Origin of the sequence: Nonomuraea ceibae (assembly GCF_019396325.1) — a bacterium.
In the GTDB taxonomy this organism is placed as follows: domain Bacteria; phylum Actinomycetota; class Actinomycetes; order Streptosporangiales; family Streptosporangiaceae; genus Nonomuraea; species Nonomuraea ceibae.
In genome coordinates this window covers 17,184-36,015 of record NZ_JAHKRO010000043.1, presented here as the reverse complement: position 1 = coordinate 36,015, position 18,832 = coordinate 17,184, and the positions used below count along the sequence as shown (strand labels likewise).

The 18,832-nt window shown below is 69.6% G+C and carries 17 protein-coding genes and 1 pseudogene; 9 read left to right on the top strand and 9 right to left on the bottom strand.

The features are described from left to right. Positions 1-93: 93 nt before the first annotated feature. The 5 genes from KME80_RS25065 (at position 94) to nuoH (ending at position 4,271) form a co-directional block, all read left to right on the top strand. Positions 94-825 carry a hypothetical protein gene (locus KME80_RS25065; protein ID WP_219508584.1) on the top strand — a complete coding sequence of 244 codons (732 nt, stop codon included), beginning with the start codon at positions 94-96 and terminating at the stop codon, positions 823-825. 207 nt (positions 826-1,032) lie between these two features. Further along, entirely contained in the window at positions 1,033-1,311 is a 279-nt protein-coding gene (locus KME80_RS25060) for a hypothetical protein (RefSeq protein WP_219508583.1), read from the top strand. A gap of 339 nt (positions 1,312-1,650) precedes the next feature. Further along, positions 1,651-2,139 carry a GNAT family N-acetyltransferase gene (locus KME80_RS52005; RefSeq protein WP_219508582.1) on the top strand — a complete coding sequence of 163 codons (489 nt, stop codon included), beginning with the start codon at positions 1,651-1,653 and terminating at the stop codon, positions 2,137-2,139. Positions 2,140-2,190: 51 nt separating this feature from the next. Beyond that, on the top strand, positions 2,191-2,967 hold the full coding sequence (locus tag KME80_RS25050; protein WP_219508581.1) for a helix-turn-helix transcriptional regulator: 777 nt from the start codon (positions 2,191-2,193) through the stop codon (positions 2,965-2,967). A 56-nt stretch (positions 2,968-3,023) separates the two neighbouring features. Beyond that, the gene (gene nuoH / locus KME80_RS25045) at positions 3,024-4,271 is read left to right on the top strand and encodes an NADH-quinone oxidoreductase subunit NuoH (protein ID WP_219508580.1); all 1,248 of its coding nucleotides are present in this window, start codon (positions 3,024-3,026) and stop codon (positions 4,269-4,271) included. On the opposite strand, the gene KME80_RS52000 is transcribed toward nuoH, so the two are convergent. Then, positions 4,259-4,381 (bottom strand): hypothetical protein, encoded by a 123-nt coding sequence (locus KME80_RS52000; RefSeq protein ID WP_281427158.1) that lies wholly within the window; start codon positions 4,379-4,381, stop codon positions 4,259-4,261. The genes nuoH and KME80_RS52000 overlap by 13 nt on opposite strands. Before the next feature lie 349 nt (positions 4,382-4,730). Then, positions 4,731-5,630 (bottom strand): Ig domain-containing protein, encoded by a 900-nt coding sequence (locus tag KME80_RS25040; RefSeq protein WP_219508579.1) that lies wholly within the window; start codon positions 5,628-5,630, stop codon positions 4,731-4,733. 38 nt (positions 5,631-5,668) lie between these two features. Between KME80_RS25040 and KME80_RS25035 the strand changes: the two genes are divergently transcribed. Beyond that, entirely contained in the window at positions 5,669-5,875 is a 207-nt protein-coding gene (locus tag KME80_RS25035) for a hypothetical protein (RefSeq protein ID WP_219508578.1), read from the top strand. A gap of 438 nt (positions 5,876-6,313) precedes the next feature. Then, on the top strand, positions 6,314-6,943 hold the full coding sequence (locus tag KME80_RS25030) for an RICIN domain-containing protein (RefSeq protein ID WP_219508577.1): 630 nt from the start codon (positions 6,314-6,316) through the stop codon (positions 6,941-6,943). Between the two features lie 134 nt (positions 6,944-7,077). On the opposite strand, the gene KME80_RS25025 is transcribed toward KME80_RS25030, so the two are convergent. The 6 genes from KME80_RS25025 to KME80_RS25000 form a co-directional block, all read right to left on the bottom strand. Further along, positions 7,078-7,488 (bottom strand): hypothetical protein, encoded by a 411-nt coding sequence (locus KME80_RS25025; RefSeq protein ID WP_219508576.1) that lies wholly within the window; start codon positions 7,486-7,488, stop codon positions 7,078-7,080. Between the two features lie 136 nt (positions 7,489-7,624). Beyond that, complete coding sequence (locus KME80_RS25020) at positions 7,625-8,005, bottom strand: hypothetical protein (protein ID WP_219508575.1); 381 nt, start codon at positions 8,003-8,005, stop codon at positions 7,625-7,627. 41 nt (positions 8,006-8,046) lie between these two features. Next, the gene (locus KME80_RS53585) at positions 8,047-8,472 is read right to left on the bottom strand and encodes a hypothetical protein (protein WP_246645750.1); all 426 of its coding nucleotides are present in this window, start codon (positions 8,470-8,472) and stop codon (positions 8,047-8,049) included. 671 nt (positions 8,473-9,143) lie between these two features. Next, positions 9,144-12,158, bottom strand: a complete 3,015-nt coding sequence (locus KME80_RS25010) for a S8 family serine peptidase (RefSeq protein ID WP_219508573.1) — start codon at positions 12,156-12,158, stop codon at positions 9,144-9,146. 771 nt (positions 12,159-12,929) lie between these two features. Beyond that, positions 12,930-14,342 (bottom strand): MFS transporter, encoded by a 1,413-nt coding sequence (locus KME80_RS25005; protein WP_219508572.1) that lies wholly within the window; start codon positions 14,340-14,342, stop codon positions 12,930-12,932. A 292-nt stretch (positions 14,343-14,634) separates the two neighbouring features. Further along, positions 14,635-15,024 (bottom strand): RidA family protein, encoded by a 390-nt coding sequence (locus KME80_RS25000; protein ID WP_219508571.1) that lies wholly within the window; start codon positions 15,022-15,024, stop codon positions 14,635-14,637. Between the two features lie 69 nt (positions 15,025-15,093). Between KME80_RS25000 and KME80_RS24995 the strand changes: the two genes are divergently transcribed. Continuing rightward, positions 15,094-15,696 carry a CGNR zinc finger domain-containing protein gene (locus KME80_RS24995; RefSeq protein WP_219508570.1) on the top strand — a complete coding sequence of 201 codons (603 nt, stop codon included), beginning with the start codon at positions 15,094-15,096 and terminating at the stop codon, positions 15,694-15,696. A 27-nt stretch (positions 15,697-15,723) separates the two neighbouring features. Next, a pseudogene (locus KME80_RS50645) lies at positions 15,724-15,969 on the top strand (Tn3 family transposase); the annotation flags it as partial. 18 nt (positions 15,970-15,987) lie between these two features. Here KME80_RS50645 and KME80_RS24985 read toward each other — a convergent pair. Beyond that, on the bottom strand, positions 15,988-18,630 hold the full coding sequence (locus tag KME80_RS24985) for an ATP-binding protein (protein ID WP_219508569.1): 2,643 nt from the start codon (positions 18,628-18,630) through the stop codon (positions 15,988-15,990). Positions 18,631-18,832 lie beyond the last annotated feature (202 nt).

Here is an 18,832-nt window from a genome sequence, read left to right as displayed (position 1 = left end):
GCACCAGCGGGCAGGACTTCTCCGTCAGGGGGCGTGGCCGTACCGCGCCCACCAGCGGTTTTCCACGTACCTCACGTTGATGGAGAGCCCGTCATGACCTCTGCCGTCCCTCGCGCCTTCCACTGCGAGCACACCCGCGCCAAGAGCAGGGTGTACGCCCTCGTCGAGCGCTCCGGCCAGCCCGCGACCCTGCATGCCATACTGACCTGCACCGATCCCGCCCTCGCTCAGCACGCCGCCTACCTCCTCTCCTCGGTGCTGGAGAACGGCCTGGGCCCCGCCGCCCGCGCTGAGTCGGAGCGGATCGCAGCGGCTCTGCCCGACGCGCCCGCCGCCTCCTTCCGCCGTACGCTGGCCGATGTCGTGAACGGGACCTGGGCCGACGCCCCTGAGCTGGCCGGCACGTGGGAGTCCCTGCGGCGCGGCCGCGGCGACTCGGCCGGCCTCGGTGGCGACCTTGAGAGCCGCACGCCGCATGACGCCCGCCTCGACGCCTTCCCAGGGCCGGTCGTACGCACGATCAGCCTGCTGGAGGTGCACGTCCACGACCCCGCTCGCCTACTCGCGGCGGCCACCGCAACGGGCTGGAGGCCGCTCGACGCCGAGGCCCTCGACGAGGACGACAGCCACGACGTCGTCGGAGCCGTCATGCACTTCGTCAACGGCCCGGAGTTCCTACCTGGCGCCGACCAACTGATGGAAGCCACGCAGGCACGGCTGCTGCGCGTCGACAGGGGCGATGAGGTGAGCGACTGGAGCACCGCGCCCGTGACAGCGAGGTTCGACACGGGAACGAGGTCCGAGCACGACGACCAGGCCGACTGATCGCTACCTCACAGGCACGTCGGCGCGGCCGAGCACGAAATCGACTCGGCTGCGCCCATCCTGCCCACCGACATCGCCCCGATCGCCACCGGTGCCCGGAGCCGCGACATCGACGTCAAGGTCGCCCCTCTCACCCCGACCGAGGCCAGATTCCAGACGATCCAGGCACTCCCCAACCCGACCGGCATAGACGCGGCACTGCACACCGTGGCCGCCGCCAACCTGTTCCGTGACATGAGCGGCATGGCCGAGGTCAGCAAGGTCCTCACCAAGGGCATCGAGCTGGCGGCCGGCAACGACCAGGCCGCCGCCCAGCGCGCCGGCGAGGCCATGAAGACTGCCGCCGAACACATGCAGAAGATGGCTCAGATCGCCCTCGAAGCGGTGTCGAAGGCCGTCCCCGCCGGCCAGGCCGCCGGTAGTCTCAGCGCGCTCGGCGGCATGCTCAACCAGTCCAAGAACGGGGCGGGCGGCGGCAAGGAGTAGTGCCCGCACCAAGGTGAGATGCCTCCGCCGCGCACCAGGCGGAGGCCTCAGTCCCACCCGTAACGATCAAAAGAGACGGCCACCCGTCCTGGCGGAAGTGACCGTACAGCAGGGGCTCTGGCCCGGGGTGCGTGAGCAACTGCTTGCGCACCTGCGGGAAGAGCGAATCGAGCCGCCCATGCGCGACCAGGGTGAGGCGGATCGTCGGGTCGGCACCGCGGCAGGGTTGAGCCGCCGCCGTCGGACTCGAACCAGCTGCCGTTCGCCCACAGGTGCATCTCGGAGTCCAGGCGATCTCGTCCCATGCCCGCATCCGGACCTTCTGGAACGTAGGCCGGCATGCCCAACCTGCGGCGACACGCCATCCCCGCCGGCTCCCCAATCCTCTACAGCCGGGCCAATGGCCACGTCGGCGGCAGCACCGCGCCTCCAGCTCGACGACGAGCCCCGCCGTGTTCGGGGCCTCCGCTTCCTGACCCGGACGTCTGGGGCAGCGGCATCGCGAGGGCCCTGCTGACGGCCGTGCTGGACGGGATGCGGGATGCCGGGTACGACGACGTGCATCTGTGGACCCTCCGCGACTCCACCCGGGCGCGCCGGTTCTACGCCAAGCACAGCTTCACCGAGACCAGCAGGACCCACTTTTACCCATCGAGGAAGGGCCCCGCTGGCCCCGATCGAGCTGGAGCGAGCGGCAGGCGAGGCTCGATCAAGGACATCCCTCGCCAGGGAGGTCCACGCGCGATGCCCCGTGGGCCCACCAGCTACCTTCGGTGCTGTTGGAGTGTCAGGCATGCTAGGCACATGAAGGATTCCGAACGTGTCTGACGCACGTCAGGCACGCGCCATGCTCCTGCCGGCCACGGCATGATCCACTCGGTGCCCGCGCTGAGGCAGGCTGAGCCGTACGAGATGATCGTGCGGCGGTCGCCGCCGCACCTGCGCCCGTACGCGCTGGGGGCGGCGGGGTTCCGGACGCGGACGGCGGCAGACGCGCGGATGCTGCCGCTTAACGCGGCCACCTTGATCGTCGACTTCACCGGCATGAGCCCGATCGTCACCGGCCCGCGTGCCACCGCGACGTTCGCGGTTCACACGCCGTGGCGTCACGGGATGGCGGTCGGGCTCACCCCCGCCGGGATGTCCGGGCTGACGGGCGCGCCGGTCCGGGAAGTGGCCGGGGCGACCGTGCCGCTCGCTGACCTCCTCGGAGCCCGGGCCGAGGAGCTGGCGGGGCGGCTGGGCGAGTCAGCGAGCTGGGATGAGCGCTTCGCCCTGCTGTGGGAGCGCCTGACGGCGTGGCTGTGCCCCGGCCCGGGACGCGACCACCTGATCATGCGCGCCTGGTGGCGGCTGCAGGCCCCGGACTGTCCGCGCACGATCGCGGGCCTCGCCGCCGAGCTCGGTGTCAGCAGGCGGTACGTCGAGCTCGGATTCCGCAGAGTGGTGGGTCTGTCACCCAAGACCGTCGCTAGGATCGCCCGCTTCCAGCGGACCGTGGACAGCTGGCGCCGCCCGTCAGCCACCCTGGACGCGGCCCTGAGCTGCGGTTTCGCCGACCAGCCGCATCTCACCCGGGAGGTCAGGGCGATGTCGCGGCTGACGCCCGCGCAGCTGTTCGCATTCGTTCAAGACACCGGGCGGCTCGCCGAATAGCGTGACCTTCCGCTCCCGGCCGAACGGCGTGCCGGGACGGGAAGGGGCAGCACGTCATGGGAGCCACGCTCGCCGACTTCGGCAGGGATCCGCTGGGGATCACCATCGTCAAGGCGGTGTTCCTGTTCCTCTTCCTGTCGCTGGGGGTCGTGTTCGGGGTCTGGTTCGAGCGCAAGCTCATCTCCAGGATGCAGAACCGCATCGGACCCAACCGGGCGGGTCCCCTCGGGATCCTGCAGTCGGTGGCGGACGCGATCAAGATGGGGTTGAAGGAGGATCTCCTCCCCAACACCGTGGACAAGGTGCTGTATCTGCTGGCTCCGGTCATCATGGTGGTTCCGGCGTTCGTGGCGTTCTCGATCGTGCCGTTCGGGCCGAAGGTGTGGATGTTCGGGCACCAGACGCCGTTGCAGCTGGTCGACCTGCCGGTGGCGGTGTTGTTCATGCTGGCGATGGGGGCCATCTCGCTGTACGGGGTGGTGCTGGCCGGGTGGTCGTCGCGCTCGCCGTACGCGCTGCTCGGTGGTTTGCGGTCGGCGGCGCAGGTCGTCTCGTACGAGATCGCGATGGGCCTGTCGTTCGTGGCCGTCTTCATCTTCGCCGGGACGCTGTCGACCTCGGAGATCGTGAACGCGCAGACGTCGCTGTGGTACGGCGTCATGCTGCTGCCGTCGTTCCTGGTGTATGTGGTCTGCATGTTCGGTGAGGCGGCGCGGATTCCGTTCGACCTGCCCGAGGGTGAGGGTGAGCTGGTCGGCGGGTTCCAGACGGAGTACTCCTCGTCGCTGAAGTTCGCTCTGATCATGATGGGCGAGTACCTGCACACGTTCACCGCCTCCGGCATCGCGGTCACCCTGTTCCTGGGTGGCTGGCGGGCGCCGTTCCCGATCTCGCTGTGGGCGGGCGCGAACGAGGGCTGGTGGCCGATGCTCTGGTTCTTCATCAAGTTCGCGCTGACGTTCTGCTTCATCATCTGGGTCCGCGCCTCGCTGCCCCGCGTGCGCTACGACCAGCTCATGGCCTTGGGCTGGAAGATCCTCATCCCGGTCAACCTGGGCTGGATCCTCCTCGTCGCCGCCGTCCGGACGATCACGCAGAGTCCGGGAACCGTCTCCGTCGCGCTCGGGGGCATCATCGTCGTCGGCGTACTGGCCATCTGGATGCGGTTCGACACCGTCGGCCAGCGGCGACGGGAAGCCAGGAAGGCACAGGTCGACGCCGAGTTCGAGGAGCTCGGCGAAGAGCCGACCGCAGGCGGCTTCCCGGTGCCGCCGCTCGATCTACCGCACTATCACGGCCGCTGATCCGCCACCCGGGCGCTGACCAGGGTGGCCCGCCGTTCGGCGAGCCGGGCCACGGGTGGCGTCAGGAGGCCGACGAGGACGATCCAGCCGGGCGGCTCCAACCCAGGCACAGCGGGGTAACGACGGCCGGGCCGAGGAACTCCAACGCGCTCATGCCCATCCCGAACAGCCCCCGGTACTAGCCGATGGCGCGCGGCGGGGCGAGTGCGAAGGACAACTCGAAGCCGCCGGCCTTCTACGGGCCCTCAGCGCAGAGCTCAGGACGAGTTCGCGGACCTCGCGCCTATGGCTTTACCGCTCGCCCCAGTGCCTTACATGCCTTACAAGATCGTTCACGGCGTGTGTCACGGGTTGCTCCTCTCCTATCCGCACCGAACGGGATCGGAGAGGAGGACCGACCCGGGACCGCAGACAGTACGCGCCGTGGCTTTCCGGCAGAGTTTCCGTGGGGGCGCAAGATCAGCAGGTGGGGCAGGGGGCATCGCGCCGGATGCGCCAGGTGAAGGTGGTGCTTGCCTGGCCGCCGCCGACGGCCGTGACCGTGACGTTGTAGCTTCCTACACGGGGCGTGCCGCTGATCAAGCCAGTCGTCGTGTCGATGGTCAGCCCGGGCGGCAGACCGGTCGCCGACCAGGTGTAGGACCCGCTCCCGCCGGTGGCCTGCATCTGCAGCGACACGCGGTCCGGGAGGTACGTGTTCTGGGTGCCCGGGTTGACGACCGTCATCGCCGGCGAGGGCGTGGGGATATCCGGCGGCGGGCAGTCGAACAACACCGGACCAGACCCCGTCGATCGGGTGATGAACTCCGGAGTCCCCGACAGGTATTGGACCGTGGCGGTCGCCCGGCCCGAGTAATAGCCGGACTCGCACACCTCGCCCGGGCTGGGGGCGCCGAGGCCGAACAGGGGGACCAGAGTGGTGTACTGCCAAACGTCGGTGCGGCCGGTCACGGTTACGCCGGGGCCGCCGATCAGCCCGTGGTAGAGCAGCTCCACGGTGAGGTCGATGCGGCGCACTGGACCGTCACACTGGACCGTCGCGGTGTAGTTGACGGTCTTGGCGTCGGTCTTGCTCGGTGGGCTGCCCGGCGAGACCCACCAGCAGACGTGGCCGTCGGGAAGATCGGCGGATGCCGGGGCGGCGTCGATGCGGCGCGCTGGACCGTCACACTGGACCGCCGCACTGCCGTTGACGGTCTTGCTCGGTGGGCTGCCCGGCGCGCCCGACCAGCAGTTGTCGCCGTCGGGAACGGTGGCGGATGCCGGGGTGGCCAGGCCCAGGAATGCGATGGAGAAGGCGGCTGTGACCAGGGCCAGGAGGATGCGGGATAAATGGCGATACCACAGATTCACACGCATCGCTGGATGGTCTCACGGTACATCAGCGTCGACAATGGGTGAGCCCGGGGCCGGGGCGTGCACTCGAAGACAACCTGCTCACGCACAACGAGGCCTTCCAGCACGACGTCGTCGACCGCCACCGGCTCGCTGGCGAGAAGCCCCGCTACGAGGACCCCGCCGCGGCGGGGATAGACCGCGCATACCTGGCCCGGACCGTAGCCGTCCAGCACGTCACGGCCACCCGCGACAGCGGCGACCAGTAGCCCCGGCGTTCGCGTCGTCCGGCGCCGACGGCGGCGTAGGCGTCCATGCGGTCGGCGAAGACGGCGCTGATGAGGTCTTCGCGGGTGGCGAAGCGGCGCGACAGGGTGGCCTTGCCGACGCACGGCCTCGCAGGCGATGCAGGACATGGAGACGCCGAGGCCGTAGCCGGCGTACAGGCGGCGGGCCGCGGCCAGGACGCGTTCGCGGTTACGCTCGGCGTCGGCAAGCGGCATTCGCACCCGGCGTCTTCCACGCTGACGTAGCGCACCGCAGACCCGACGGTCAGGTAGCGCCGGTAGAACACCACTGCCCTTCTTGCCGCGCACCAGCCCTGGGCTGAGAGGTGCCCGTTCTCTTGATCGACACGTTCGTACAAGCCACGCAGGTGATCTCGCCGCATTCTGAGGTCAGACAAACCCCCCAGAGAAAGGCGTGGCATGAGGTCCTTCTTATCCATCGTCATCGCGGTACTCATCGTCTGGTTCGGGGCGGCTCCCGCCTCGGCCGCGGAGCCTCCCACCGTCTCAGCGGTCGAGGCGTACGAGCAGGTCAAGAAGAACGCCGCGGACGGTGTCGGCGGGCGGCGACTGGCGAGCGGAGTCACCGTCTACGACTCTGATCCCTTCTTCTTCCACGTACGCGCCTATGGAGACTCCTACTGCCTGGACAACTTCGCCAGCGGCAACGGGGCGAACAACTCGCCGGTCGGCTTCTGGATCTGCAACCGCGGCATCACCGAGCAGTGGCGGTGGCGGTACTACAGCTCCACCGCCTACTACGGATGGGAGCTCGTCAACCAGGCCTCAGGACGCTGCCTCGACTACCCCGAATCCGCCGACGGCCAGCTCGGCTGGCAGTTCAACGTCTACGACTGCAAGGAGGGCGCCGCCGGCGGCCAGACCTTCAGGCTCTACAGCAACGGCTCCAGTCTCGCTCTGGCCTCTCCGGTGAGCCAGTGGTACGCCTGCCTGGACGGGTACTCCTCGCGCTGGCAAGGCAGCGGCAGCCCGGTCGGACTGTGGCGATGCGACCTGAACAACCCGAACGACTACCAGCGCTGGTACTGACACACCATCGTCCTGCGGCTCAGGACTCAGGCCACGGCGGCAGAGCGCGCAACCTGTCAGTCGCTTCTACGAAAGACGGGAAGCCGTCCGGATGGACGGCTTCCCACAGCCATACGAACGATCTGGGGCCACGGTCACCGGGTCACATAGACGCGGGCGTGGGTCCAGGTCGGCCAGACGTAGTCGAAGTTGGTGGTGCCGGCGTTGTACGCCTGGTAGCGGTAGCCCGGCTCATAGGGCACGTACAGCTTGTCGGTCTGGCAGTATGTGGGTCCCCGGCCGGCCTTGACACAGCCTTTGATTTTTTTGTAGATCTTGTTGCGGGCCCAGACAATGATCTCCGGCCGCATGATCGCCTGGGGCTTGTTGCACGTCATCATGCCGATCCCGAACATGCGCTCGCCCTCGCGGTCGAACACGATATAGTTGCTGCAGCCCTTGTACTCCCCTCCCCACGCCGAATCGGCATGGGCGGGAGCGACGGAGATGGCCACCATGGCCATCGCTGCGGCGCCGGCGCCGACTGCCTTGAGTGCGTTTCTCATGGACCACGCCTTTCCATGAAGAGTTCGAGTTTCTGCGTGCGCATGTCAATGGTGCGGCGCGATCGCGGTCAGAGCTTGTACGAACGTGTCGAATCCCCGACCTGCGAGGCGTCATCGCAGGGACCGGGCACGGACGTTAGTCGCCGCCTTCGGCCAGCGTGGCGGCGAGTGGTTGGAGCAGGCCGGCGAGCTGCGTCCGCTCATCCCCACTGAGCGCGGCGAGGTCGGGCGCTTCGGCCTCCCATTGAGTGGGCGCGGCCGGGACCCCGTACTCGAGCACGTGCTCGCGGGTGAGCGCGATCTGTTCCACGGCCAACCAGCAACCGCTGGTTCGGGCGAGCCAGTCGGTCAGGATCGCCTCGCCGCTGGCGTCGTCATCGCCGACGTAGGCCAGCACCGCCGGGCGAGGATCGCCGTCGTCGAAGGTCCAACCGGTGATCTGGGTCCGCAGCGTGTCCTTTTCGGCGGCCAGGAGCAGCGCCACCGGCTGGTTCTCCGCCCGGTCGCGCCGGTACACGTCGGGACCTGGGCGAGGATCTCGCCGGGATCGGTGCAGGCCTACGGGGAGTGGATCTTGCGCACCGCGTCGATCAAATCGGGGAAGTCGCCGCGTCGGCGCGCCTCGGCCAGATGGGCGGAAAGCTTGCGGTAGGCCGCCGCGGTGTTCGGGATGATGCCGATCACGGCGGCGCGGTCAGGGTGAAGTTTCGGCCCTTGATCGTGATCGCCGTGCCGCCGGCGACCGGGCCGGTCGCCGGGCTGACGGTGCTGATCTCCGCAGCCGGGGACATCGCGTCGAACTCCGACTGCCGGATCAGCGTCCCCACGGTCTTCCACAGCTTGCGCGCCTGCGGGGGAAAGATGGTGCCCTCCGGCCGGAAGCCCTCGATCAGGGTCCTCGGTGACCTCGACGATCGGGTCGGTGACCGGGACGGCGGCGGTGGTCTTGGTCAGTTGGGTGCCGTTGGCGGCGTACAGCGTCATGGGTTCCCCCGGTAGAAGCGGCCAGCAGGGGGCCGTCTGACGGTGCTGGCGCAACGATGGCGTTATCAGCCGCTAACGTCCCGCCGGCCACCGGACCCGCGTCTGAGGGGCAGCTCACCTGCCGGCAGAGGGCGGCAGGTGAACATACCGCCGGCATACCCAAGTTTGGTTGGCTTCTCGGCATCCATCCGTCCTCACCACTGAGGGGCTACCTATGAGGAAATTCGCCGCCGCCGCAATGGCCGTCGCCGCAGGCACAGCTGTTCTGATCACCCCTGTCGCGGCGCACGCGGAGCCCCGCATCTGCAAAGCCGGGATCAATCGCTACATGCCCGGCGCCCCCGATAAGGGAAGCGCCTCGTGCACATCTGGAGACGGGCTCTACCGCGTCTTCATGACGTGCTCGGCCAAGGCCACCGGCGGCGACACCAAAAACTTCTCTGGTCCGTATCGGGTGCCTGGCACCCGGTCGTCAGCGGCGACGTGCGGATCGACACGTCCTTGGGCCATCAGCGTGAGGGTGGACTGGGACTAAGGGCGAGCCGGACGCAGGCCGGACCAGCCCTCGGGCCCAGACGTGAAGATCCTTAGTAGACGACGCCGGGCCGCTGCGGGCCGAACAGGTCCGGCACGCCCCCGTCACGCTGGTCAGCCGGCAGGTCGGTCGGTGCTCATGGGGTGATGGTCACGGGGATCTCGATGACGGGGTTCCGGCCGCTGGTGGACCTGATGGTGATCTTGCCCGTGCGTTCGGTTTCGCCGCCGGCGGCGGTGACGGTGAGGGTCGCCGCCTGGTTCTTCACCAGTCCGCCCTCGGCGGGGGTAACGGTCAGCCAGGCCGAATCGCTGGTGGCTTCGAAGGAAGTGGGGACGCCATGGTTGGTGAGGGTGACCGTTGCCGTGGTGGTGCCGCCGGGTGGGGCGATCAGGTCGAGTTCGCCTGGTGCGGCGGTGATCTTGCCGGTGACGAGTTCGATGTCCATGGCGGTGATCGCGCCGTGGGTGACGGTCACGTTCCTGTAGGTGGTGCCGTAGTTCGGCGCGTAGACCTTGGCGTTGTGGCTACCGGCGCGGATCTGGCCGGTGAAGGTGCCATCTGCGCCGGTGGTGAAGGTCGCGACGTCAGGGAACTCCACGGTCGCGTTCGCGATGGGCTGATGGTCGTTGGCGTCGGTGACAGTGCCGCGCACCACGCCGTAGTCGGCGGCGGTGAAGGTCAGGCTCTGACCGTTCTTGATCGACAGGGTGTTGTGGGAGTACTGCAACGCATCGGTGCCATCGGCGTTCTCGATGCCGATGGTCGCGCTCGCGCCTCGTTCGAGCGGGCTGTCGTCGATGTCCTTGTAGCGGTAGCTGATCGTGCCGTTCTCGCCCAGCAGCACCGAGAAGGAGACGCGGGCGGTCAGTGACCTGTTGTTCCTGACGTTGCGCCATTCGATGACGAACGACCGGTGCGGGGCGGTGCCGACGGTGGCGGTGTAGACCCCTCCGGCCGGCTCCACGACGAGATCCTCCCAGTAGGGAAAGACGGCGAGAACGTTGAACGGAGAAGGCAGAGGGGTGTTGCCGGCGTCGACGGCGGTTTTCCCGAAGGAGGCGAAGCCGCCGGGCGTCACCCAGATGTCGGAATACGCCTTGCCGTAGAAGGGCACCGGGAACGGCGCTGTCACGCGCACGGTCTCGACGTTGCCCTCCAGGGGGAGACGGTCGGTGCCCGCCACGTACGGTTCGGAGCCGATCGCGCAGGTATAGCCGAAGTCGTCGTGTCTGTTCGCCAGGGTGGCGTTCCTGGTCGTGTTCCCGGTCACGGTGATCTGCTGGGCGACAGGGGCGACACAGCGGGAGGCCGAGGTGATCTCCAGCCGGTAGGTGTCGTGCGGGAGTGTGAGCTCATACCGGCCGGAGGAATCGGTCACGGCCTTCACCGGCCTGGTGGAGAACGCCACGACCGTGGCTCCTTGCTCGGGGACGCCCGCGGTGGTGATCGTCCCGGTGACCACGGCGTCCGGTCTGCGGGTAAGGGTGACATCGGCCGTGGAGCTCTGGCCGTCCACGACGGTGGCGGTGGTGGTGACCGGGCTGTATCCGAACTTGGACACGGTCACCTGGTAGCTGCCCGGGGGGACGCGGAGCAGGGAGTAGGTGCCGTCCTGGCCGGTGCCGCCCGTGCGGCCGACCGGCCCGGTGACGGTCACGTCGGCTCCGGACAGGGGCCGGCCGTTCGCGGTGATGGTGCCGTTCAGGGTGCCGAGTGGATCATCGGGTGCGGCCTGGACGGCAGCGTAGGCGTCGAGACGGCCCTCGCCGTAGACGTTGTTGTCGGCGGCCGTACCGCCGCACGTCGTGTCCGGCGTGTCGATGGCGGTGCCGTCCAGCAGCGCCCGGGTGGCGGCCACGTTTCGCCGCAGCGAAGGCGCGGCCGACCAAATCAGCGCCACAGCCCCCGCCACGTGCGGAGAGGCCATCGAAGTGCCGCTCCAGACGGCGTATCGGCCCTTGGTGATCGACGAGCGGATGTCGACGCCGGGAGCGGAGATGTTCGGCTTGATCTCACCGTTCTCGCCGGCGCCTCTGGAGGAGAACCCGGGGACCGTGCCATCCGCGCCGAACGCACCCACGCTGTAGCTCTGAACGTATTTTCCAGGGCTTTGACTGGTTCCACAGTTCGGGCCGGCGTTGCCGTTGGCGAACATCGGGAAGATGCCGGCGGTGACCCATGTGTTGATGAGACTTTCGAACGCCGGGTCGTTCGTTCCGATCGTCCAGGACGAATTGACGATGTCAGGGGATAGATCGGTGCGGGGGTTCTGGCCGTTCAGATCGGTCGGCGCGACCATCCACTCGCCGGCCGCCCAGAGCGCGCCCTCGTCGCAGTGACTCCCGTCGCAGGCCCTGGCGGCGATCCACTTGACCCCGGGAGCGACCCCGATGCCGTTCTTGCCGGCGATGGTTCCGGTCACGTGGGTACCGTGGCTGACCTCGTCGCTGTCACATGGAGCCGGGGAGAAGCACCCCTCCAGGAACGTGCCCCAGTTGTAGTTGTGGTCCACATAGCCATCGGGCCGCAGTCCACGGTAGCTTCCGGCGATCTCCGGATGCGCGAAGTCCGCTCCGCTGTCGATGATTCCGACGACGATGCCTTCGCCCCGGTTGTTGTCTTCGTTCCAGACACGGGGGGCGTTGATCCGGTCGATGTTCCACTCGACGGCGTTGGCCTTCGCTTCGGCCTTACCGGGGATCGGCTTCGGCAGCTCGGCGCGGCCGACCGGGTTGACGGAGGCGATCTCGGGGAGCGCCGCGATCTCGGCGGCGAGCTTGGTGTCGGCGGTCACTTGCACCCTGTTCACGATCCAGAACGGGGTGTACTTCGCTTTCCGGTCTGTCAGTAGCTTGCGCAGTCTCGCCTGTGTTCTCTTCGCGTACGCGGTCTTGGCGTCGTAGACGGCCTTGCCCTTGGCGGCCTTGGTGGTGGCGGCGCGGGCGGCTCGCAGGTCGGCCTCGCCGTTGAGGCGGACCATGAAGGTGGCTTCGCCGTCCTTCAGGTCGGCCAGGACTGCTTTGTCGATCTTTGCTGGTTCGGGGGCGGCACTCGCGGGGCTCTGGGGGAGTAACAAGCTGAACCCGGCGGCCAGGGCGACGAGCGTCCGGGTGAGGATCGATCGCCGGAGTGGCGGGGGGAGGGACACGAGGTCTCCTTCGGGTCGAATCACTTGCGATTTCAGAGGCCAGGTGCCGAGACGGTGGTGAGCGCCATACGGGCCGAGGGACTGGTCAAGACATTCGGCACCTGTCGAGCCGTTGACGGGATCGGGGTGGCGCGGCCGTCACCCTGCCGGGGAGCATGCCGCGCGGGCCGTAGCGCGGTCGATCCCACCGGCTGCCGGTGTGCGGTACAGCCTGCGCTACCTCGTGGCAGCCCGGTTCCGGATGGCGAAGGCCGGGAACCGCAAGTGGGCGGACGGGCCCATTGCCAGCGGCGGGCCAATGTTCAAGGTCGCGTAATTCGCCCGCCGGTTGCTCGGTGGTTGCTCTTCGGTCACCGGTCGGGGGCGATGCGCTCTCACAGATGATGGCCGAGCACCCGGCCATGCCGTTCCGGCTTCGCCGCAGGCCTTCTTCAAGGCCCGCTCACTCCACAACCTCGCTCTGGCCTGACGCACTGACGTCGCGACGTACTGTGCGCGGCGTGACTTCGAGCCGGTCGGCGAGCTTGGGCCGGTCCAGATCTGGCGCTGCTGCAGCAGCCCGAGCAGGGTGCGCACCCGCTCCGTCGTACGCCGCTCGTCAGCGCTTGCCACGTCCATGTCACCCGCTCGGCCAGGGATGGCGGACCGGGTCTGTCCGCGGAGGATCACGGAGTTCTCCAGCAGAGAGCTCCCAGGAACCTGCCGCCTTACCAGCTGGCTGGCAAGATCGCGGCTATGCCGCCTTCACTTCGTCGATGACGACCGCGCGCGTCAGGCACGTCTCTTCGGGGTCTTCGGAAGTACGAGCACCGCCACCGCCCCGGCGGCCACGACGCCGGCGCAGGCTCCGAACGCGAGGGAGTATCCGGAGGTCTGCGCGCTGGCGTGGGAAGCGGCCAGGGTGGTCAGCGCGGCCAGGCCGAGCGAGCCGCCGATCTGGCGGGAGGAGTTGAGGACGCCGGAGACCAGTCCCGCCTCGCCGGGGCCGACCCCCGCTGTGGCGGCCATGGCGATCGGCGCGGAAGTGAGGCCCATTCCGCCGGTGATGAGCACGCCCGGCAGCACGATGCCGGCGAGCAGGCCACTGTCCGGCGTGATCGTCGCCTGCCAGGCGAAACCCGCCGCCGAGATCAGCGCGCCTGTGGCCAGCAGCGGACGCAGGCCGACCCGGCCGGCCAGCCACGGCGTGGCCTTGGAGGCGACGATGATGGCGAGGGTGTGCGGCAGGAACGCCAGGCCCGCCTGAAGCGCGCTGTAGTACAGGACCTGCTGCATGTAGAGAGACAGGAAGTACCAGACCGCGAAGCCCGCAGCGCCCAGCAGAAACTGTACGAGGAGCGCGCCGGACACTGAGCGGGCCCTGAAGACCCGTAACGGCATCAGCGGCGCCCGCGCGAACCTGGCCTGCACCAGGACGAACACGGCCAGGGCCAGCACGCCCACCCCCATGGGGATCAGTGCGCGCGCCGCACCCCAGCCGTACGCGGAGGTTTGCAGCACGCCGAACTCCAGCGCCGACAGCCCCACCGTCACCGTGATCGCCCCGGTCAGGTCGAGCCCGCGGGTGCCGAGGTCGCGGCTTTCGGCAAGCAGGCGGAGCGCGGCGATGATCGCGACCGTTCCGATCGGTGCGTTGATCAGCAGGATCCAGCGCCACGACAGGTAGTCCGTGAGCAGTCCGCCGACGAGCGACCCGGCCGCCCCGCCGGCCGCCCCGACCGCGCCCCAGGTGGCGATGGCCTTGGCCCGCGCCGGCCCGGCGGGGATCGCGGTGGTGAGGATCGTCAGCGTGGCCGGGGCGACCACCGCCGCGCCGAGCCCCTGGATCGCCCGCGCGGCGATCAGCAGCCACGGCGTGGTGGCGAGCCCGCCCGCCAGGCTGGCAATCGCGAATACAGCCAGGCCCGCGACGAAGGTACGCCTGCGTCCGTAGAGATCGGCCGCCCGGCCTCCCAGCAGCAGGAACCCGGCGAAGGTGAGGATGTAGCCGTTGACCACCCATTGCAATCCCTCGGCACCCAGGCGGAGGTCGGATTCCATGGCGGGCAGCGCGACGTTCACGATCGACACGTCGAGAACCATCATGAACTGCGCCAGGCAGACCAGGCCGACGATCGACCAGGCGGGGGCGGGCGATTTAGTGGAGCCTCGCCCGGCAGGGGGTGCATCAGCTACGTTCGTCATGCTCGGAACCTGTCCTGAACCCGTCAGTATCGGGATAGTCGCTGGCTCGCCGGCTTGAGTGCGGATCAAGGCCCAGCGGGCAGTGGTTTCGTGGGGGTTGTGGCGGTGGCCGGGCCCGCGGCCCGTACCAAGCGGATGGGGGCGGGGCAGGCCGCCCCCACGGCATCTGCCACCTCTGGGCTCGCAGCGGGCACGTTGACGGGTGATCTCCACCTGGTCGTCGCCGTTAGATCGCCTCAGCGTCAGAACCGGGCCATTCGACGACCGGTGGATTGTCCTGCCTCCGAGGGCGCTACACGACGGCGACGGCGTCGATCTCGACGAGGAACCCGGGACCCAGGCCGGCAACGACGTGGACGGTGATGGCCGGCGGCGGGTCGGCCCGGTTCCACACCTCCTGGAAGGCGGCCACGCCCTCGTCGAACGTGTTGCCTTCCACCACGGCGATGCGCCAGTGCACGATGTTCGCCAGGCTTGCCCCCTCGCTCTCCAAAATGGTCGTGAGGTTGCGGAACGCCTGCCTGGACTGCTCCCCGACCGTGGGCCCGACGACTTTCCCGTCGGCGCCGACGCCGTTCTGCCCGCCGATGTAGATCGTCTTCGCCGGCTGCTCGACCACGACGGCCTGGCTGAAAGCCGGGCTGCTGTGCATCCCGGCGGGGTTGATGTGTCGTACGCCCATGTGTGGACCTCCTCCATTGAGGACACCAGTTATACGGGTGTCGCTGTCGACACCAGTTATAGTGGTGTCATGCGAACGAGTGCAACCGGGCGAACGTTGCACGACCCCAAGGGCGGGTCGTTCTGGTTCGATGCCGGCGCCGTCTGCCTGGACTTCGCCCACACCGGCGGCGAGGGTCCGTACGCGGTGTTCGAATCCCTCCACGAGCCTGCCGACCTGGCCGAATGGCTGGCCCACCCGCCGATCGCCGCGGTCATGACGGCCCCCCTGACGGTCCACGAACTGACCTCGGCCAAGGCCCTGCGCCAGGCCATCTGGGACGCGGCGCACGCCCGGGCGGCGCATCGGCCCCTCCCCGCCGAAGCGATCGAGACCATCAACCGGGCCGCAGCCGCGGCACCACTGGTCCCCGAGCTGGCCGCCGACGGCACGACCGCGGGATGGGCGCCGCCGGTACGGGCCGCGCAAGCGCTGTCGACACTGGCCCGGGAGATGATCGAGCTGTTGTCCGGGCCACTCTCCGGGCGCATCCGCGAGTGCGCGAGCGACAACTGCCCGCTGGTGTTCGTCGACACGTCCCGACCTGGTGCCAGGCGATGGTGCGCGATGGAGCGCTGCGGCAACCGCCACAAGCTCCGGGCTCGCCGCGCCCGGCAGGCCTCGGACCCGTGACGCACTCGCAAGCGCGGACAACGTCCTATCATCTGCGGGGGAGGACGCCGTGCCCGCCGTGACGCCTTCCTTGACACCCTGCCCACCCCGACCGTGCGTGCCTGTACGCCGGCGTCGGCAGGATCACGCTGTGGGGCGGCGCACCGGAAGGTCGGCCGCAGCGTACGGACCGCCGCCCTGCTCCGGTACCTGGCCGATCCGGCGCTGCGGGCGCGTGTACCCGCGACGACCAACAAGGCCGAGTCCTGCAACGGCTTCTCCAAGTGGCCAGGTTCGGCGGGTCACCGCCGATCAGCCGTGCCCCTCATCGGCCCGGTCGGGCAGCAGCGCCAGCGTGGCTGCCCGCTCGAAGCGCGCACCCAGCCGGTACCACCGCTCCGCAGCGTCCGCCAAGGCGGCGTGGTCGCCGAGCCGGCCGCGCACCCGGGCCAGGCACGCGGCCGCCCAGTCGCTCTCGCCCGCGTACGGCTCGGCGGCAAGGATCCGGTCGCCGGCGTCGGGAAGGCCGGCCATGACGGCAAGCTCGGCCCCGACGACGCGCGCGTAGCCAACCCACCGCTGATCGGAGAACGGCGCGAAGGCCCGTTCGACCTGGTTGGCCGCATCGTCATACTGTCCGCAGTGGAGGGCGACCCGGGCGTCGGCGAACGCCCGGCAGGCCGCTACGACGGGCGAGCCGGCCGCCACCGTCAGCGCCCGTTCACGCCATTGCTGCTGGCCCGCCGGGTTGCCGCGCAAGCCCTGGACCATCCCGGCGAGGGCGAGCGCCGAGTTCATCCACGGCATCGACGGGCTACCGTCGCGCCACCACGCCACCCACAACGTCTCGGCTCGGCTGATCGCCTCGTCGAAGTCGCCGGTGAGGGCCAGCACGCGCACGAGCCGCGGGGCCTGCAGGTACGGATGCCCGCCGATCGGATCGTCGGCGTGGGCCTGCCGGGCCAGCGCCAGCGCGGACGGTAGGTCGCCTGCGCCCAGCGCGGCCCTCGGCGCGACGTGGAACGCGTCAACGATCTCGGCGGCAGCGGCCGGGTCGTGGCGCGGCAGGGTGACCGCGATGCGCAGTCGTTCGCCGGCCAGCCGGTGGGCTTCCCGGGTCGCCCCCGCGCGGTCGAGGGCATTGCACAGGGCGTCCATCGCCGCGAGTAGCACCAGCCGATCGCCGGCCGCACGGGCGAGTTCCACGGCCTCGCGGGCCCGGCCCAGGTCGGGCATCCAGCCGTGACCCTCGTGCCAGGCCGTCGCTATGGCGACCAGCGCGGCCAGCCGCTGATCGCTCGGGTTCGCGTCGGCTGTCTGCCTCGCCTCGGCCAGCAAGCGTGCCTGGTCATCGGTCGCAGACTCGATCGGCCCGAAGTTGTAGCGCACGCCGACCACCACGGCCTCGGCACGCAGGTCGGCGGTGCCCGCGGCCTCGACGGCCTGCTGCATGAGTTCGGTGGCGGTGCGGTTGTCGGCGACGGCCAGCGCGGCGTAGGCGCCGGCTCGCAGATCCCGGCCCTGTTCGATTCCGGCAGCGCACCGGGCTGCGGCCTGATAGAGCGTTCGCGCTTCGACGAACCGGCCCGCGGCGAAGGTCAGGTGGGCGAGCGTGCGCAGGAAGCCGTGGGCCGCGGGGTCCGATCCGACCGCGATGGCCGCCGCCCGGAGGTCATCGGCGACGACGTCGAACGCCGATCGCCAATCGGCGTCGAGCCGGGTCTCCACCTCGGCGGCGGTCGCGAACGCCCAGAGCAGGTACCGCTCGCGAATCGCGTCCTGCTCTCCCACGGCGCTCGCCTGCGAGAGGCCGAACGCGCGGATCGTGTCAAGCAGCCGCCATCCGGGGCCGGTGCGCACGACCAGGTTCTGATCGACCAGCCGGCCCAGCAGATCGGCCACCGCCGCCGGGGTCGCCTGCGGACTCAGCGCCGCCGCGGCGTCCAGGTCGAACACCCCGACGAAGGCCGACAGCCGGCGGAACAAGGTTCGCTCGTCGGCGTCGAGCAGGTCGTAGCTCCACCCGATCAGCTCGCGCAGCGAGTGATGGCGGACGTGTGCCCCTCTGCCGCCGGCCAGCAGCCGCAGCTGATCGCCGAGGCCGGTCAGCAGCCCGTCGGCGCCGAGCGCGGCCACCCGGGCGGCGGCCAGCTCGACCGCGAGCGGCAGACCGTCCAGCCGGGCACAGACATCGGCCACGACTGCCGGTGACGCGGCGAACCCGGGATCCGCGGCGCTGGCCCGATCCCGGAACAGCTGCTCGGCCTCGGTGCCGGCAAGTGGGCGCACGTGTACGAGCCGCTCGCCGGTGACACCGAGTCGCTGTCGGCTGGTGGCCAGCACGGTGGCCTGCGGGCAAGCAGTCAGCACCTGTTCGGTCAGCATGCTGACCTCGTCGATCACGTGCTCGCAGTTGTCCAGCACCAGCAGCGGTCGGCCCGAGCGCAGCCGCTCGAACACCGCCCGCTCGACGGACTGCGTCGGGCCCACGGTCACGTCCAACGCGTCGGCGACGGCCTGCACCACCGAGCCGGCCACGGCCGCGGTCCGGACCGGCACGAGGTCGACGAAGGCGCCGCCGGCGGGAAACCGTGACCGCGCCCGCTCTGCGACGGCGGCTGCCAGCCGGGTCTTGCCCACCCCGCCCGGGCCGACCACGGTCACCAGCCGGGACTCCTCCAGCGCCGATCCGACGGCGGCCACCTCCGCCACGCGGCCCACGAAGGTCGTCCGGCTGACCGGCAGGCCGACGAACCGCCCGGTCCTGGCCTGCTCGGCCAACGCGGCCAGGGCTTGTCGATCGGACGCGTCAAGCTTGCGCAGCAGCGCGGCGACGTGGCTCTCGACCGTCCTGACCGAGATGTGCAGCCGACCGGCGATCTGCGCGTTCGACAGGTGCCGGCCCACGGAGGCCAGCACATCGGCCTCCCGGGTCGAGATCTTCGCCAAGTCCACGCTTATCAGGATGGCGTACGTCGGTGACCGATCCGTACCGGCTCAGTGCTCAGCACGGATGTCCGGATGCGTGCCGCCCACCAGCCTGGATGCACACCGTCGAACAAGGAGGTCACGATGCCCACCCGACCACGTCAGGGACGAGCTCTCGATCCACCGGCCGCCGTCGCTGCCCAACAGCGGCACCCACCCGCGTACAGGC

What these genes read in the sequence shown, in the direction of transcription:
- KME80_RS25065 (WP_219508584.1), top strand. Translation starts at nt 94, where the DNA reads ATGACCTCTGCCGTCCCTCGCGCCTTCCACTGCGAGCACACCCGCGCC.
- KME80_RS52005 (WP_219508582.1), top strand. Translation starts at nt 1,651, where the DNA reads ATGCCCAACCTGCGGCGACACGCCATCCCCGCCGGCTCCCCAATCCTC.
- nuoH (WP_219508580.1), top strand. Translation starts at nt 3,024, where the DNA reads ATGGGAGCCACGCTCGCCGACTTCGGCAGGGATCCGCTGGGGATCACC.
- KME80_RS25040 (WP_219508579.1), bottom strand. Translation starts at nt 5,630, where the DNA reads ATGCGTGTGAATCTGTGGTATCGCCATTTATCCCGCATCCTCCTGGCC.
- KME80_RS25030 (WP_219508577.1), top strand. Translation starts at nt 6,314, where the DNA reads ATGAGGTCCTTCTTATCCATCGTCATCGCGGTACTCATCGTCTGGTTC.
- KME80_RS25025 (WP_219508576.1), bottom strand. Translation starts at nt 7,488, where the DNA reads ATGAGAAACGCACTCAAGGCAGTCGGCGCCGGCGCCGCAGCGATGGCC.
- KME80_RS53585 (WP_246645750.1), bottom strand. Translation starts at nt 8,472, where the DNA reads ATGACGCTGTACGCCGCCAACGGCACCCAACTGACCAAGACCACCGCC.
- KME80_RS25005 (WP_219508572.1), bottom strand. Translation starts at nt 14,342, where the DNA reads ATGACGAACGTAGCTGATGCACCCCCTGCCGGGCGAGGCTCCACTAAA.
- KME80_RS25000 (WP_219508571.1), bottom strand. Translation starts at nt 15,024, where the DNA reads ATGGGCGTACGACACATCAACCCCGCCGGGATGCACAGCAGCCCGGCT.
- KME80_RS24995 (WP_219508570.1), top strand. Translation starts at nt 15,094, where the DNA reads ATGCGAACGAGTGCAACCGGGCGAACGTTGCACGACCCCAAGGGCGGG.